This window comes from Pedobacter sp. Leaf170 (genome assembly GCF_920984665.1).
Taxonomy (GTDB): Bacteria; Bacteroidota; Bacteroidia; order Sphingobacteriales; family Sphingobacteriaceae; genus Pedobacter.
On sequence record NZ_CAKLBP010000007.1, the window covers coordinates 128,762 to 144,031 of the forward strand.

Sequence of the window (15,270 nt, forward strand, 5' to 3'; positions counted from 1 at the left end):
ATGGCAGGAGCACAGGTTAAACTGCTTACTTTAGATGATTTAGATAAACGCATTGCGAATGGGAAAGATACCACTTATGTAGTTAATTTTTGGGCAACATGGTGTGCACCATGTGTTGCAGAACTACCAAATTTTGAAAAACTTAGAATTTCAAATTTGAAAAAACCAGTAAAAGTTATTTTGGTGAGTTTGGATTTTAAATCAAAGCTTGAGAAAGCGGTGATTCCTTTTGTTGTAAAGAATAATATTAAAGCGGAAGTTTTTCTTTTAAACGAACCCAACCAACAAAAATATATTGAGCGTATTGATAAGAAATGGTCGGGGGCAATACCGGCAACTTTATTTGTTAATAAAAGGATTCGGCGCTTTTATGAAAAGGAATTTACAGAAGTAGAATTAAATAATGCTTTGTTAAACTTAAAATAGATTTGTTATGAAAAACTTCTTTCTGATTGGTTTTATGCTAATTACATGTTATGCCTATGCACAAACCGAAGGTTATAAAGTTGGTGATATTGTCAAAGATTTTTCATTGAAAAATGTAGATGGTAAATCTGTTTCGCTTGCAGATTATAGTAATGCAAAAGGCTTCATCATAGTTTTTACATGTAATACTTGCCCGGTTGCTAAAGCTTATCAGGATAGAGTTTCTGCATTAAATTCATCTTATGCATCAAAAGGATTTCCAGTTATTGCAATTAATCCAAACGATGCAGACGCTGTTCCTGAAGAAAGTTTTGAGAAAATGCAAGCATTGTCAAAAACAAAAAACTTCGGCCATCCATACTTATTTGATCCTAATCATATCGTAACCAAGCAATTTGGTGCATTAAAAACTCCTCATGTTTTTCTACTGAGCAAAACTGATAATGAAAATGTTGTTGAATATATTGGAGCAATAGACAATGATTCTGAAGGCGAAAATCCTGAAAAGATTAACTATGTTCAGAATGCTATAAGTGATTTGTCAAATGGTAAAAAACCTACAGTCTCTTCTACTAAAGCAGTTGGTTGTAGTATAAAATGGAAAAAGGGATAATTTCTTATCCCTTTAAATCAAATCGTCATTAATATAGGTCGCCCCATAAACGGCTTCAGTTCAGTATATTCTTTTAATAAGCTAGTTTTGTTTCTTTAAGCTTCATCAAAATTTGTGGCAGTTGCCAATGCTTTCCAGGCTTCCATATCCTTTTGCACATCTGCAATTTTTGCATGAGCAACCTGGTAAGCATCCGGACCTAAAAATAGATGTAAAGGTGCATTTTCACTTTCTGCAGCTGCTATAATCACATCAATGCCTTTTTCCGGGTCGCCGGGTTGTTGGTTATTGATTTCGTTTTGGTGGGCTGCCTGAGAATCACGTACTTCCTTATATGCATCAATCGGATTTGCTGGAACCGCCAAAGAGCCAGATGTTAAAAATTCTGTTCTGAAATATCCAGGTTCAACAACTGTAGCCTTAATCCCTAAAGATTTTACTTCTGCAGCTAATGATTCTGTAAAGCCAGCCACTGCAAATTTTGTAGCACAATAAATTCCAAAACCGGGGAAATTTCCAGAGAATCCTCCGATGGATGAAATATTAAAAATATGCCCTGATTGTTGCTTTCTCATCTGTGGTAATGCTTTTCTAATCACATTTAATGAGCCGAAAACATTCACATCAAAATTTTCACGAGATTCTTTATCACTTAATTCTTCTAAAGCACCAAGCATTCCATAACCAGCATTGTTAACAACAATGTCTATAGAACCAAATAAACTAATTGTTTGCTTTACAGCACTCTCCACACTTTCCTCACTCAATAAGTTAACCGCAATCGGCAAAAAATTTTGGTGTGTACCAACTGCCTTCGATAAATCATTCACATTTCTTGAAGTTGCAGCTACTTTATAGCCAATACTCAATAATTTCTTCACTAATGTTAATCCAAGTCCTTTTGAAGCACCTGTAACGAACCATACTTTTTTATTTTCCATGATTTTTATATTAAATTTTATATTTGATTATTTATACTTTCTTTCTCTTTTTCTGATGATAATTGCTGTTTAATCGAAATCTGTAGAAATTGTTATTGCTTTCCAGTCTTTAAATTCCTTTGTTAGTGCATCAGTTTTTGCTGTTGCTCTTTGCAATGCATCATTTCCTAATAATAAATGGATAGGAGGATTTGGCATACTTGCCAAAGAAATCATCGCGGCAGCTGCTTTTTCAGGGTCGCCAATTTGTGCGCCATCCATTTTTAAATACCTTGCATGTACGGCTCTAACATCCTCGTATTCTTCAATTGGATTTTTGGCTAACACCAACGATTCCGTAGTTAAAAAACTTGTTCTAAAAGCTCCTGGAGCCACAACAGTTACTTTGATGCCGAAAGATTTTACATCTTCAGCTAAAACTTCTGATAGTGCAATAACAGCAGCCTTTGTAGCAGAATATATTGCCCAACCGGTTGCACCATTTATGCCTGCAATTGATGAAATATTAATGATGTGTCCGGAGCGTTGACCTCTTAAATATGGTAATGATTTTCTAATCACATTTAAGGTTCCGAAAACATTAACATCAAAACTGTTTCTGGTTTCCTCATCAGTTAATTCTTCAATACTGCCTCCAATGCCATAACCTGCATTATTAATAACAATATCAATTTTGCCAAATTGAGCTACGGTGGAGTTTATAGCTTGTTCGACATTTAATTCATTACCTAGATTTACGGCTAATGGAAGAAACTTTTCAGAATTTGAGTTTACGGCAGTAATTAAATCGTTTATATTTCTGGAAGTGGCCGCAACGTATTGTCCGGCTTTTAATAATTGATTAACTAAGCTTAATCCTAATCCTTTGGATGCGCCGGTAATAAACCAAACTTTTTTAATTCCCATAATTTTATCCTTTTTGTTAAGACAAAATTACAGCAGACAAACAGTTTCTTTATTACATGATTCAAACTGATGATTACGAAATTCAAACAATCCTGTAAGATGTAGGCGTATGATTGGTTAACTTTTTAAAAAAATTATTGAAATGGGTAGGTTCTTCAAATCCTAAGCAGTAGCCAATTTCAGATATATTCCAATCCGTATGCTTTAATAATGCTTTGGCTTCGCTTAATAGACGTTCGGTGATGTAATGCGTAGTAGTTTTTCCTGTTGTTTCTTTAATTGCCCTGTTTAAATGATTAACATGAATAGCAAGTTGGCCTGCATAATCTTTCGCAGAGCGCATTGTAAATCTTTGGGATGTCGTTTCGATGGGAAACTGTCGTTCTAAAAGTTCTGTAAAAACAGAAGTAATTCTGGAATTTGCATCAGGGTGTTTAAATAAAGCCTCAGATGGTTGTGTTTTTAAAGCGAAGTGCGTTATCTCCGTAACATAATTTCTGAGTAAATCATATTTGTAAATGTAATCGGTATTTATTTCTTCTAACATTTTTAAAAAGATGGATGCAACATGAGCATCTTGCTTTTCCTCTAAAACATAAGCGGGTTTACCGCCAGGGGCGAACATGGGTAAATCGCTAATGTTTCCACGTATTTTTTCGGTAAAAAAAGCTTCTGTAAAAATGCAGAAAAAACCAGTAACATCAGCTTTTGTGCCGCTCGCTAATTCCCATGTGTATGGAACCAAAGGATTGAAGAAAATTAGCGCAGTTCCATTTATCTCAATACTTTTATCAGCATAGTGGTAAATATTGTGCCCGCGATTGAGTGCGATTTTATAGAAATCCCGCCGATTGTAACTCATTTGCTTATTGTCATCACGAAGGCAATCTTCCAGCCTAAAAACATTAAAATGGCCTACACCATTTTGCAAGTTCTCTGGTAAAAAATTAAATTTCTTCTGATAAAAATCTTCAATGGTTTCAGTTGGGCTCATAAATCAAAGTTACAAAATTCAAACTTAAAAGTTATTGCCATTTATTTTCCTTTTAAAAGGTGAATGTTGAATGGATTAGGAAAGCATTCGTGTTAATTTGAACTAAATGAGTAATCGGTTTAATGAGCACTTATTAATATGATAAAAAATAAACCATCATTCTTTTTCAGAATGGCGATATTTGCCAGCATTGTTGTAAACGAGTGTTTTTACGACTTTTATAAAAACTAGCATAAAATGAAACGAGTAGTGGTAACTGGCTTAGGGGCAATAACGCCTTTAGGCAATACAGTGGAAACCTTTTGGAAAAACATTTTGGATGGTAAAAGCGGCGTTGGACCGATTACCAAATTTGATACCAATAAATTTAAAACGCAGTTCGCCGCAGAAGTAAAAGATTTTAATGCAGAATCCTTTATCGATAAAAAAGAAATTAAGAAGTACGATTTATTTACACAATACGCAATAGTTTCTACCGACCAAGCCATTGCAGATGCAGGTTTGGATTTTACAAGCATGACAGACGATGAACTTGCTGAAGTTGGTGTGATTTGGGCCACAGGTAATGGAGGTATATCTACTTTTGAGCAGCAGCTGGCAGAATTTCATCAAGGAGATAAGACGCCGAGATTTAATCCATATTTTATTCCGAAAATGATTGTGGATATTGCTGCAGGTGTTGTATCCATTCGTCATAAATTACGTGGTCCAAATTATTGTACGGTTTCGGCTTGTGCATCATCTAACACGGCAATAATTAGCGCCTTTGATACCATTCGTTTAGGGAAAGCGAATATTATGGTAGCCGGAGGTTCTGAAGCTGCTATCACAGAAGCTTCAGTTGGTGGTTTTAACGCTGCTCAGGCTTTATCAAAAAGAAATGATAGTCCGGAAACAGCATCGAGACCGTTTGATGAAAGTCGTGATGGTTTTGTGATGGGTGAAGGTGCAGGTGCTTTAATTTTGGAGGAACTTGAACATGCAATCAATCGTGGGGCAAATATTTATGCAGAAATTGTTGGTGGCGGAATGGCCGGAGATGCATATCATTTAACAGGTACGCCTCCCGATGGAATTGGAGCAACTTTGGGCATGAAAAAAGCTTTAAACGATGCTGGAATTTCAGCTGAAAAAATCGATTACATTAATGCGCATGCAACTTCTACAGGTTTAGGAGATATTAGTGAACTTGTTGCCGTTAAAAATGTTTTTGGCGATTTGCCGGTTACAATTGGCGCATCAAAATCTATGACAGGGCATTTACTTGGTGCTGCCGGTGCTGTAGAAAGCTTAATCAGTATTTTAGCCATTAGAGATGGAATTATACCTCCAACGATAAATACCAAAAAGCTTGATGAAAAAATCCCACAAGGATTAAACATAATACTCGCTCAGCCTATAAAAAAAGAAATCAACTATGTTTTAAATAACACATTCGGTTTTGGAGGGCATGTAGCCAGCACAATATTTAAAAAGTTTAACGGATAATTATTTATCCATCAAGAGATTAACCAATTCTTTAAGTTCTTCAATTTCTTGCTCTAACTTCAATATACGATTTTCCAACTCTTCGCTGGGTTGGGAAATTGTTTTTTCTACAGTTTGATGTTCTGGTTCAGAAACTTCTGGTTGCTCACCAAACAAATGGATAAATCTCGCTTCCTTTTGTCCGGGTTTTTTAGCCTGTAATTTAACAAAAGCAGGCTCTTCTTCCGAAAGCTTTTGCAACTGTTCTACAATATCTTCAATACTATCAAATTCATAAAGTCTGCCAGAATTACTATTGATTTCGCCAGGTGTTAAAGGACCACGTAATAATAATAAGCATAATATTGAAAGCGCTGATGGAAGTAAGGGATAAACGATTCCGAGGTTATGTTTATACTTTATTACTCTACTTGAACCCCCTGTGGCGGTTGATATTAATCCTTTAATTTTTAAAGAATTTAAGGTCAACGTAACAGTTTCTTCATCATAATTTACAACAGGATTTCTCGAACTTTTTTGATTACATGCAGCCGTTAAACTATTTAAAGTCATCGGGTAATAATCTGGTGTAGTACGGCTTTTCTCAATTAAAGCGCCTAAAACGCGTTGTTCTTCTGCTGATAAATCTGGTAATGGTTTAAAATCTTCCATTTGATAAAAGTAGAAATTGAGATTTCATTTTGGAAATTATTTTCTGTCAACTTGTTACTTTTATTTAATTGACAAAAATTTCTTCACTTCTTTAGTTATGACGATTAGTTAAATATCTGGATAAATAGTTGTAAAATCCCTCTTATTAGAATTATTCTAAATTTCTAAATTCCAGGTTTTTACAGTTTAGATTACCGAACTTAGGAGAGCAACATCTCAAAACAAAAATATGCAACCATCTGACAAGAAAAGTGCCCAAGGCGATACAAGGAGGGATTTCCTCAAAAAAAGTTCGCTAATTACGGCTATTGCGCTAACGCCCGGGGTGGCGATTAAAGCGGCAGAAAATCAAGCCGATGAACGTTTCGCCGAACTTTTCGAAAAAATTCCTTTAAACTTAACCGTAAACAATAAAGCCTACAAAAGTTCTGTTGAGCCGCGAGTTACACTCTTAGATTATTTAAGAGAAGAATTGCATTTAACAGGTACCAAAAAAGGTTGCGACCATGGGCAGTGTGGAGCTTGTACCGTGCATGTAAATGGTGAGCGGGTAAATTCTTGTTTGAGCTTAGCGGTGATGAATGAAGGTAAAAAGATTACCACTATTGAAGGTTTAGCCAATGGCGATGATTTACACCCAATGCAGGCTGCTTTTATAAAACATGATGGTTTTCAGTGCGGTTATTGCACACCCGGCCAAATTATGTCGGCAGTAGCCTGTGTTAATGAAGGGCATACAAATTCTCGTGCAGAAATTAGCGAGTATATGAGTGGAAATATTTGTAGATGTGGTGCTTATCCAAATATAGTTGATGCAATTGTTGAAGTATCGAAAGGAGGAAGCAAAGCATGATAAACTTTCAATATCTCCGCACAACTTCTGCTAAATCTGCTTTAGCTTTATTGCTTAAAGATAAAAACTCAAAGTTTATTGCCGGTGGCACAAACCTAATCGATTTAATGAAGCGTGGTGTAACATCGCCAGAAAAATTAATCGATATCAACCATGTTCCGCTAAAGCAAATTGAACTGGTTGGCAATAAAATTATTATTGGTGCATTAGCTTCAAATACGGCTGTTGCAGAAAATTCACTGATTAAAGAAAAGCTTCCACTATTGGCCATGGCCTTAAATGCAGGTGCATCTGCCCAATTACGCAATGTTGCAACAGTTGGTGGAAATATGATGCAGCGAACCCGATGTGGATATTTTTATGACACCGAAATGCCTTGCAATAAGCGTGTACCTGGCTCGGGTTGCGCGGCTGTTGGTGGTTTTAATCGTATGCATGCCATTTTTGGAACATCGGATAAATGCATCGCAGTTCATCCAAGTGATATGTGCGTAGCTTTAGTTGCTTTAGATGCAGTGGTTGTTGTAGCTAATCAAAAAGGTGAACGTAAAATTTTGTTTAAAGATTTTCATCGCCTTGCGGGAGATACCCCTCAACTAGATAACAACTTAAAAACCGATGAGATGATTATTCGCCTGGAAATCCCAGCAAATAATCTGGGTAAAAATTCAAATTACTTAAAGGTTAGAGACAGGGCATCTTATGCGTTTGCATTGGTTTCTGTAGCTGTAGGTTTGGAAATTTCAAACGGAAAAATAAGCGATGTTCGCTTGGCCATGGGTGGTGTTGCACACAAACCCTGGCGCTTAACTGAAGCCGAAGATTTCTTGAAAGGGAAAGATGCCAGTATCGAAAATTTTGAACAAGCTTCGAAACTGGCAATGAAAGGAGCAAAAGGATTTGGTGAAAACGATTTTAAGCTCCAAATGGCGCCTAATACAATTATTGAGGCTTTAACTGTTGCAAAATCTAAAGCATAACCATGGAAAACAGATTTATAAATGATGAAAACGACCGTGTGGATGGCGTTTACAAGGTTACAGGAAAAGCTAAATATTTTGCAGAATACGAATTGCCTGGTTTAACTTATGGTGTTTTAGTTACCAGTACCGTTACTAAAGGGAAAATTACTGCGTTAGATACCAAAGCCGCAGAAAAGGCACCGGGCGTGATTGCGGTTTTATCTCACTTAAATAAACCTTCGGCGCCTGCCTATGAACAAGAAGGCGGACCTGCAATGAAGATTTTTTATACGGATAAAATATTCTTTAATGGGCAGCCAATTGCAATTGTAGTTGCTAATACCTTTGAAAGGGCAACTTATGCGGCATCTTTAGTGAAAGCATCATACGCAAAAGAAGAATTTAATACAGATTTTGAAAAGGCAATATCTGATGCAAAAGCCAAGAAATTACAAGGTCAACCTGATTATAAGCGTGGAATAGAGAATGCTTACAAAACGGCAGAAGTACAAATTGAAGCTAAATATCATTTGCCAATAGAAACGCATAATCCAATGGAGTTACATGGGATTATTGCCGATTGGCGCCCAAATAACCAAGTAACGGTTTATGCAAAAACGCAAGGTGTAAAGGCCACACAAGGAACAATTGCAAATGTGTTTAAAATCCCGATTGAGAACATCCAAGTTAATTCTGAATTTGTTGGTGGCGGTTTTGGGATGGCTTTAAGGACATGGCCAGCAGAAATTGCAGCGGTAATGGCATCAAAACATATCTCTAAGCCGGTAAAGTTGGTTATCACACGGATGCAAATGTTTACGATGGTTGGTAATCGTCCGGCCGCTGTACAAACCATTGGTTTAGGTGCCAGTAAAGATGGTAAACTAACCGGAATTACACATCGGGCTTTTGGCGAAACCTCGGCTTATGAAAACTTTACCGAAGGTGTGGTAAACATGGCAAAATTTATGTATCAATGCGAAAACGTAAACACACAATATACTGTTGTTCCGCTTGATTTAGGTGTTCCGATTTGGATGCGTGGACCTGGGGAAGCAACCGGAGCTTTTGCTTTGGAAAGTGCCATTGATGAAATGGCTCATGCTTTGGATATGGACCCGCTGGAATTTAGAATTAAAAACGACCCTGAAAAAGATCAGCAAAGAAATAAACCTTTTTCTGATAAAAATATTAAGGAAGCTTATCGTGTTGGTGCGCAAAAAATAGGCTGGAGTGAGCGAAAAAATAAACCAGGCAGTTTAGTTGATGGTCAATGGAAATATGGTTATGGTGTAAGTATTGGCGTTTTCAATGCAAATAGAGGTAGGGCAAGTGCAAAAGGAATTTTAAAAGCTGATGGTACATTGGTTTTGCAAAGTGCCACAAGTGATATCGGGCCGGGTACAGGAACGGGAATGACTCTTATCGCCAGTAAACTATTAAATATTCCGGTTGAAAACATAAAATTTGAATTAGGAGATTCTTCACTTCCACCAGCACCAAGTCAGGGTGGTTCGGCAACACTTTCTACTGTTGGTTCGGCTGTAAATGATGTTTGTTTAAGCTTAAAATCTACAATTGCAGAGCTTGCAGCCAATTCCAATATGGATGCGACATCAAACTTTGTTGATGTACTCAAGAAAAATAATTTACCATCAATTGAAGTAACCAAACAATCGCAAGGTGGCAAGGAACGTGATGAATATTCGATGTATTCCTTTTCAATCCACTTTGTGAAAGTAAAAGTACATAGCCTGACTGGTGTTGTAAAGGTTGATAAAATTGTTTCAATAGGTGATTCGGGAACAATTGTAAGCCCGAAAACGGCCAGAAGCCAAATGGTTGGTGGTGCAGTTGGAGGTGTAGGCATGGCATTACATGAAGAAGCCGTAATCGACCATCGTTATGGAAGATACATCAATAACAATTTTGCTGATTACCATGTTCCTGTAAATGCAGATATTCCTGAAATTGAAGTGCATTTCATCAATAAACCAGATCCGCATATTAACCCTATGGGTGCAAAAGGAATGGGAGAGATTGCATTGATTGGATTTTCTGCCGCCGTTGCTAACGCAGTATTTAATGCAACTGGTAAAAGGATAAGATCGTTACCAATAACGCCTGATAAGGTTTTGGCAGGATAATTTTACATACTTTTAACGCTTTTAGATCGCTTCGTACCTCACAATGACGACTCATTTATTTAGCTTTGAATTTTAAAAAATAATATATGATAGCTGCAAAAGGATATGCTGTTCACAGCCAAACCGATAAATTGGCTCCATGGAACTTCGAAAGAAGAAATGTTGGACCAAAAGATGTTTTAATTGAAATTTTATTCAGTGGAATTTGCCACTCAGATATTCACCAGGTACGTAGTGAATGGGGACCGGCTCGTTATCCGATGGTTCCCGGACATGAAATTGTTGGTCGCATAACCGAAGTTGGCACTGATGTTACCAAATTTAAAGTTGGTGAGTTAGCGGGCATTGGTTGCATGGTTGATAGCTGTAAAGAATGCCCGACATGTAAAGGCGGCCAGGAACAATTTTGCGAAAATGGTGAAACCGTTTGGACTTACAACAGCTTAGAACGTGATAAAAAGACACCAACTTATGGTGGTTACTCAAATAAGATTGTTTGTACAGAAGAATTTGTGGTAAGTGTTTCTGAGAAATTACCTTTAGAAGGGGTTGCCCCATTGCTTTGTGCTGGAATTACAACTTATTCACCCATTAAAAGATGGGGCATTAAAAAAGGACACAAAGTTGCCGTATTAGGTTTAGGTGGCTTGGGGCACATGGCAGTTAAATTTGCTGTTGCATTTGGTGCTGATGTTACGGTTTTAAGTACCTCACCATCAAAAGAGGGAGATGCTAAAAAACTTGGTGCACATCACTTTGTAATTACAAAAGACCCTGAAGAATTGAAAAAATACGCTAAGCATTTCGATTTTATCATTGATTCAGTTTCTGCTCCGCATGATTATGAAATGTATTTAAAGTTGCTTAATGTTAATGGCGTACACATTTGCGTTGGTTTGCCACCAGAACCTTTAAAATTTCCAGGTTCTGCTTTAATGCAAGGAAACAGAGCACTTACAGCATCGAGCATTGGCGGTATTGAGGAAACTCAGGAAATGTTAGATTTTTGTGCAGAACACAATATTGTTTCAGATGTTGAAGTAATTAACATCAATTATGTTAACGAAGCCTATGAACGTGTTTTAGGTAGTGACGTAAAGTATCGTTTCGTAATAGATATGGCTACTGTTTAGAAAATCTAAATGTTAGGTTACAAAAAAGGCGTTCCGATATTGGAACGCCTTTTTCGTTAGTGTGCAAACTTATTTATCGAAAGTTTATTCTAGTAAGTTGCTGCTAATTTTAATGCATTGTATGTATTTACGATACCACCACTAATTGATAAATCAGAGAATGGAACAGAAACTGTTTCGCCATTTTCATCTTCGCCTTTTTTGTAAGATACGTTGTGATTTACTTTAGTTACTGATTTCAAGATTATCTCTTTTACTTGTGCTGCACTTAATTTAGGATAATAAGAACGAATTAATCCAGCTAAACCAGCAACCACCGGAGAAGCCATACTTGTTCCATTTTGTTCTTTGTATTTTGAACCTGGTATAGTTGAATATATTTTAACACCTGGCGCAAAAACATCAACCTGAGTTTTACCAAAGTTTGAGAAGCTGGCTTTTAAAGTCTCATCATCTTTTGGTCCGGAAGCACCAACAGTTATCCATGATGCAATGGTTTTTTCATCCAAACCCTTATGATTTGGAAAGTTGTTTTCCGTATCAATATCTTTATTTTCGTTTCCTGCGGCTTGTACCAGTAAAACATCTTTTGAAGCCGCATATTTCATAGCATCGTTAACAACAGCCTTATTCCAGGTGTACGCTTTACCGAAGCTCATATTAATAACTTTTGCACCGTTATCAACCGCATAGCGGATACCGTTTGCAACATCTTTATCACGCTCATCGCCGTTTGGCGTTACACGTACACCCATAATAACAACATTATCAGCAACGCCTAAAATTCCTAATTTGTTGGTTCTGTCTGCTGCAATAATGCCGGATACGTGTGTACCATGAGTCGCATCAGGACCTTTAACATCATTATTTCCATAAAATTTTTCTGTATCATCATTTTGATTATCTCCAACAATGCTTCTTGGGTCGTAACTTACATTAAGGTTGTATTCTACCTGCTCTGAATAATATTTTACGCCTTCAGTAATTTGTGATTCGTAAAATTCAGAGAATGTAGTCTTCTTTAATTCATCAGATAATACTTCCTGAATACGTGCATCTGCATTAGTAGCAGGTTTAAAATTTGCAAAATCTTCTGCTGTTGGATTGGTTTTGCCAATTTTCTTAACAACATTATCTAAAGCGTTTTTAAATCCGGTTAAACCAGCTAAGTTTTGGTTAGCCTCTCCTAATTTTTGCTCTAAATCAGAACGCATTAGTTTAAACGCTTCGTAATCTTTCTTGTCTTTCTCGCTAACATTTGCATCTGTAACGTTTGCAAATCTAACTTGGTCGCGTCTAACCATTCTGGTTAATTCTAAAGTTTCATGGTCTACAGAACCTTTAGGGCCGCCAATGAAATTCCAGCCATGAATATCATCTATGTAACCATTTTTATCGTCATCTTTTCCATTACCAGCAATTTCTTTAGCGTTAACCCACATAATTCTTTTCAAATCTTCATGAGTTGCATCTACACCGCCATCGTTTACAGCAACAATTACTTTTGTAGATTTTTTGCCTTTTAGAAGCTCTTTATATGCTTTTTCGGTACTTATTCCGAAAGTAGAATCGGTTTTTAAATCAAGATTTTGCCAGTTAGTTTTCTGAGCAAATGCAAGGTATGGCAAGGCGCTAATCAATGCGATATAGAATACCGACTTGCAAATTTTATTCGTGTTCATTAATGTGTTTTTTTTGTAATTAACGGGAAAATATAGCTTTAATTTTCTTAAACCAAAATTTGATTAAAATTTATTTTTTTTATGACGGTTGCAAAATAAAAAATCCTGCACTTTTGGCAAGAAGCAGGATTTTCTGATATTTAATTGTTTTCTATTTCAGGTTGGCTGCAATTTCTTTTGCTTTTACAGTATGCGCTTCAATAACCTTTAATGTATTACTTGCCCAGGTTTTTAATCCGGCATCTCTATTTTGTATTCCTTGTTGGAAAAGCGTAACCGTTTTTTCATGATCATTAACCATCATATCAACGTAGTGCTTATCAAAATCAGCGCCTTTCATTTTTTTCATGGCATCCAAATGAATTTGATCTTCTGCAGGTAATGCATCTGGCGTAATTACTCTTTTTGATTCTGCAAATTCTTTTAATTCTTTGTTAGCTTTGCTATGGTCAGTAATCATCATTTCAGCAAAACTTTTAATTTCTGTATTAGAAGAATTGTTGAGTGCTACTTTAGCAGCTTCAATTTCCATTATTCCGCCAACTGCAGCTTTTCTTAAAAAAGTAGCACCTTCTTCATCTAAACCACTAGCAGTGCTTTCAGCACCAGTTGTATGCGTACCGTTAACCATTGTTGTATCGCCAGAAACGCTATCTTTTGTAGTTGCAGATTTTTTATCGGCCGTTTGACAAGCCTGAAAAGCCGAAGCTGCCGAAATCGCTACTGCGATAAAGAATATCTTTTTCATCTATTATGTGTTTTTGTTTTATTGAAAACACGAAAGCAATGAAAAGGTTTTTTTGCTACTGGCTACTTTCAGCTTGATAAACATCTGCTACCACAATACCCATTTGCCGTTCAGGATTTTGTAAGGCTTTAAATCCAAATTGTTCATACAATCCATGAGCATCTAATGTAGCCAATTGATATCGGCGCAACCCTTGCAAATCCGGATGAAAAATCATAAAAGACATTAGCTTTTTTGATAAACCTTTTCCACGATGTTCATTTTCTACATAAACATCACAAAGCCAGGCGAAGGTTGCCTTATCAGTTATCCAGCGGGCAAAGCCAACTTGTTGGTCTTCTTTATAAATTCCAAAGCAAAGCGAATTTTCTATCAAAATTTTAACCCTTTCAAGCGGGATGTTTTTTGCCCAATAAGATTCTGTACTCAAATTATGTATCGAATCTATCTTTAAAAGGTCTTTGCTATCCGAGAAAATGTAGCCATGTTCTTTTATCTGCATTTTTATAAATTGATGTACAATTTAGTTACGCATGTTAATATATTGTAACGGCTGGCCAAAATCCTCGTTTCTGCAAAGATTAATCACAGCCTGCAAATCATCAATCTTTTTAGCAGTTACTCTAACCTGATCATCCATAATTGCAGGTTGTACCTTCAAACCACTTGCTTTAATTTTAGCAACAACCTTCTTTGCAGCTTCTTTATCTAATCCTTCTTTAATACTGATTTCTTTTCTAATCATATTTCCAGAAGCCTGATGCTCATCACCAAAATTTAAACTTTTTGGGTCTAAATTTTGCTTCATCATGCGAGATATGATAGAGCCTTCTATGGCTTTTAAGCGCATATCATCTTCAGTAACAATGGTTACGGTGTTTGTTTTTTTATCAAGTTCGATGGTGCTTTTAGAATTATTGAAATCAAAACGATTCAAAATTTCTTTCTTAGCATTATTAATAGCGTTATCAAGTGTTTGCGCATCAACTTTACTTACAATATCAAAAGAAGGCATGGTTTTAGCTTTAAAGTAAAAAATTAAGTAGATTTAATTGAAATTAAATAACCTCACAAAAAAACGAAAAATAATATGAAAACTACTAAATCTAAGTCTCTAAAAAAGGTAACAAAAAAGGAGGTTAAAAAGCAGTTAGAGCAATCTATAACTGATAAATTTTTAGAAGTAATAAAAAGCCTGGGACACGATGCTTCAGAAATTAGTACAGAAATTGGAAAAGCCAGCAAAAGAGTGGCTAAAAAGTTAACAAAGAAATTTACTGTAATTAAAGCAGATGTTGGTCAAAAAATTGATGATTTAGTGCATACAACAAAAGCTAAACAGAAAGATGTTAAAAAGCCTATTGCTAAAGGCGTTGCTAAAGTAGAAAAAACAGCTGCAAAGGTTGTTAAAAAAGCTGTTTCAAAAGCTAAGCCAGTTGTTCAAAGCGTTAAAGTTGCCGCGATAGCTTCTGAAGAAAAAGCAGAAAAATTAATATCTAAAAGCACCAATGCCGCAAAAAATGCAGTTTCTGAGGTGAAAAAAGCCACTCCAATTGTAAAAGAAGCCCAAACTGCAGTTAAAAAAACAATTTCTCGAGCCAAACCAGTTGCCAAAGAAACAGTAGCAAAATCTGCCACTGCTACTAAAGATGCAATAGATTCTGCAAACAAAACGATTAAAAAAGCTACAAAATCAGTTACAAAAAAATAATTTGTTAATATTAAT

General features: G+C 36.2%; 16 protein-coding genes. 8 read left to right on the forward strand and 8 right to left on the reverse strand.

Going from position 1 to position 15,270, the window contains the following annotated elements; all coding sequences use genetic code 11:
• A complete protein-coding gene (locus tag LUA90_RS16270; protein ID WP_231491732.1) occupies positions 1-426 on the forward strand; it encodes a TlpA disulfide reductase family protein in 426 nt (141 codons plus the stop codon).
• Positions 427-433: 7 nt separating this feature from the next.
• Positions 434-1,039, forward strand: coding sequence for a thioredoxin family protein (locus tag LUA90_RS16275; protein WP_231491734.1), 606 nt, complete (start codon positions 434-436; stop codon positions 1,037-1,039).
• Positions 1,040-1,134: 95 nt separating this feature from the next.
• On the opposite strand, the gene LUA90_RS16280 is transcribed toward LUA90_RS16275, so the two are convergent.
• From LUA90_RS16280 to LUA90_RS16290, 3 genes are all read right to left on the reverse strand, one after another.
• Complete coding sequence (locus tag LUA90_RS16280; protein WP_231491736.1) at positions 1,135-1,980, reverse strand: SDR family NAD(P)-dependent oxidoreductase; 846 nt, start codon at positions 1,978-1,980, stop codon at positions 1,135-1,137.
• Between the two features lie 69 nt (positions 1,981-2,049).
• Entirely contained in the window at positions 2,050-2,886 is an 837-nt protein-coding gene (locus LUA90_RS16285; RefSeq protein WP_231491738.1) for an SDR family NAD(P)-dependent oxidoreductase, read from the reverse strand.
• 82 nt (positions 2,887-2,968) lie between these two features.
• Positions 2,969-3,880 carry an AraC family transcriptional regulator gene (locus LUA90_RS16290; protein ID WP_231491740.1) on the reverse strand — a complete coding sequence of 304 codons (912 nt, stop codon included), beginning with the start codon at positions 3,878-3,880 and terminating at the stop codon, positions 2,969-2,971.
• A gap of 237 nt (positions 3,881-4,117) precedes the next feature.
• Between LUA90_RS16290 and fabF the strand changes: the two genes are divergently transcribed.
• The gene (gene fabF / locus LUA90_RS16295; RefSeq protein WP_231491742.1) at positions 4,118-5,368 is read left to right on the forward strand and encodes a beta-ketoacyl-ACP synthase II; all 1,251 of its coding nucleotides are present in this window, start codon (positions 4,118-4,120) and stop codon (positions 5,366-5,368) included.
• On the opposite strand, the gene LUA90_RS16300 is transcribed toward fabF, so the two are convergent.
• Entirely contained in the window at positions 5,369-6,019 is a 651-nt protein-coding gene (locus tag LUA90_RS16300) for a YceH family protein (protein WP_231491743.1), read from the reverse strand.
• A gap of 229 nt (positions 6,020-6,248) precedes the next feature.
• On the opposite strand from LUA90_RS16300, the gene LUA90_RS16305 reads away from it, so the two are divergent.
• From LUA90_RS16305 to LUA90_RS16320, 4 genes are all read left to right on the forward strand, one after another.
• Positions 6,249-6,872, forward strand: coding sequence for a (2Fe-2S)-binding protein (locus tag LUA90_RS16305; protein WP_231491744.1), 624 nt, complete (start codon positions 6,249-6,251; stop codon positions 6,870-6,872).
• The gene (locus LUA90_RS16310; RefSeq protein WP_231491745.1) at positions 6,869-7,852 is read left to right on the forward strand and encodes a xanthine dehydrogenase family protein subunit M; all 984 of its coding nucleotides are present in this window, start codon (positions 6,869-6,871) and stop codon (positions 7,850-7,852) included. Before LUA90_RS16305 ends, LUA90_RS16310 begins: the two co-directional genes overlap by 4 nt.
• A 2-nt stretch (positions 7,853-7,854) precedes the next feature.
• Positions 7,855-9,981: a xanthine dehydrogenase family protein molybdopterin-binding subunit gene (locus LUA90_RS16315; RefSeq protein WP_231491746.1), complete on the forward strand. Its 2,127-nt coding sequence runs from the start codon at positions 7,855-7,857 to the stop codon at positions 9,979-9,981.
• Between the two features lie 86 nt (positions 9,982-10,067).
• Complete coding sequence (locus tag LUA90_RS16320) at positions 10,068-11,114, forward strand: NAD(P)-dependent alcohol dehydrogenase (protein ID WP_231491747.1); 1,047 nt, start codon at positions 10,068-10,070, stop codon at positions 11,112-11,114.
• An 89-nt stretch (positions 11,115-11,203) separates the two neighbouring features.
• Here LUA90_RS16320 and LUA90_RS16325 read toward each other — a convergent pair whose 3' ends face one another.
• From LUA90_RS16325 to LUA90_RS16340, 4 genes are all read right to left on the reverse strand, one after another.
• Positions 11,204-12,796, reverse strand: coding sequence for a S8 family peptidase (locus tag LUA90_RS16325; RefSeq protein ID WP_231491748.1), 1,593 nt, complete (start codon positions 12,794-12,796; stop codon positions 11,204-11,206).
• Positions 12,797-12,947: 151 nt separating this feature from the next.
• The gene (locus LUA90_RS16330; RefSeq protein WP_231491749.1) at positions 12,948-13,544 is read right to left on the reverse strand and encodes a DUF4142 domain-containing protein; all 597 of its coding nucleotides are present in this window, start codon (positions 13,542-13,544) and stop codon (positions 12,948-12,950) included.
• Between the two features lie 55 nt (positions 13,545-13,599).
• Complete coding sequence (locus LUA90_RS16335) at positions 13,600-14,046, reverse strand: GNAT family N-acetyltransferase (protein WP_231491750.1); 447 nt, start codon at positions 14,044-14,046, stop codon at positions 13,600-13,602.
• 21 nt (positions 14,047-14,067) lie between these two features.
• The gene (locus tag LUA90_RS16340) at positions 14,068-14,559 is read right to left on the reverse strand and encodes a YajQ family cyclic di-GMP-binding protein (protein ID WP_231491751.1); all 492 of its coding nucleotides are present in this window, start codon (positions 14,557-14,559) and stop codon (positions 14,068-14,070) included.
• A gap of 75 nt (positions 14,560-14,634) precedes the next feature.
• Here LUA90_RS16340 and LUA90_RS16345 point away from each other — a divergent pair, with 75 nt between their 5' ends.
• The gene (locus tag LUA90_RS16345) at positions 14,635-15,255 is read left to right on the forward strand and encodes a hypothetical protein (protein WP_231491752.1); all 621 of its coding nucleotides are present in this window, start codon (positions 14,635-14,637) and stop codon (positions 15,253-15,255) included.
• The last annotated feature ends 15 nt before the right edge of the window (positions 15,256-15,270 follow it).

Bases quoted from the DNA above. Each gene is read 5' to 3' on its own strand.
- fabF (WP_231491742.1), top strand. From the start codon at position 4,118: ATGAAACGAGTAGTGGTAACTGGCTTAGGGGCAATAACGCCTTTAGGC.
- LUA90_RS16290 (WP_231491740.1), bottom strand. From the start codon at position 3,880: ATGAGCCCAACTGAAACCATTGAAGATTTTTATCAGAAGAAATTTAAT.
- LUA90_RS16300 (WP_231491743.1), bottom strand. From the start codon at position 6,019: ATGGAAGATTTTAAACCATTACCAGATTTATCAGCAGAAGAACAACGC.
- LUA90_RS16320 (WP_231491747.1), top strand. From the start codon at position 10,068: ATGATAGCTGCAAAAGGATATGCTGTTCACAGCCAAACCGATAAATTG.
- LUA90_RS16275 (WP_231491734.1), top strand. From the start codon at position 434: ATGAAAAACTTCTTTCTGATTGGTTTTATGCTAATTACATGTTATGCC.
- LUA90_RS16315 (WP_231491746.1), top strand. From the start codon at position 7,855: ATGGAAAACAGATTTATAAATGATGAAAACGACCGTGTGGATGGCGTT.
- LUA90_RS16335 (WP_231491750.1), bottom strand. From the start codon at position 14,046: ATGCAGATAAAAGAACATGGCTACATTTTCTCGGATAGCAAAGACCTT.
- LUA90_RS16345 (WP_231491752.1), top strand. From the start codon at position 14,635: ATGAAAACTACTAAATCTAAGTCTCTAAAAAAGGTAACAAAAAAGGAG.
- LUA90_RS16310 (WP_231491745.1), top strand. From the start codon at position 6,869: ATGATAAACTTTCAATATCTCCGCACAACTTCTGCTAAATCTGCTTTA.
- LUA90_RS16305 (WP_231491744.1), top strand. From the start codon at position 6,249: ATGCAACCATCTGACAAGAAAAGTGCCCAAGGCGATACAAGGAGGGAT.
- LUA90_RS16330 (WP_231491749.1), bottom strand. From the start codon at position 13,544: ATGAAAAAGATATTCTTTATCGCAGTAGCGATTTCGGCAGCTTCGGCT.
- LUA90_RS16340 (WP_231491751.1), bottom strand. From the start codon at position 14,559: ATGCCTTCTTTTGATATTGTAAGTAAAGTTGATGCGCAAACACTTGAT.
- LUA90_RS16270 (WP_231491732.1), top strand. From the start codon at position 1: ATGGCAGGAGCACAGGTTAAACTGCTTACTTTAGATGATTTAGATAAA.
- LUA90_RS16280 (WP_231491736.1), bottom strand. From the start codon at position 1,980: ATGGAAAATAAAAAAGTATGGTTCGTTACAGGTGCTTCAAAAGGACTT.
- LUA90_RS16325 (WP_231491748.1), bottom strand. From the start codon at position 12,796: ATGAACACGAATAAAATTTGCAAGTCGGTATTCTATATCGCATTGATT.
- LUA90_RS16285 (WP_231491738.1), bottom strand. From the start codon at position 2,886: ATGGGAATTAAAAAAGTTTGGTTTATTACCGGCGCATCCAAAGGATTA.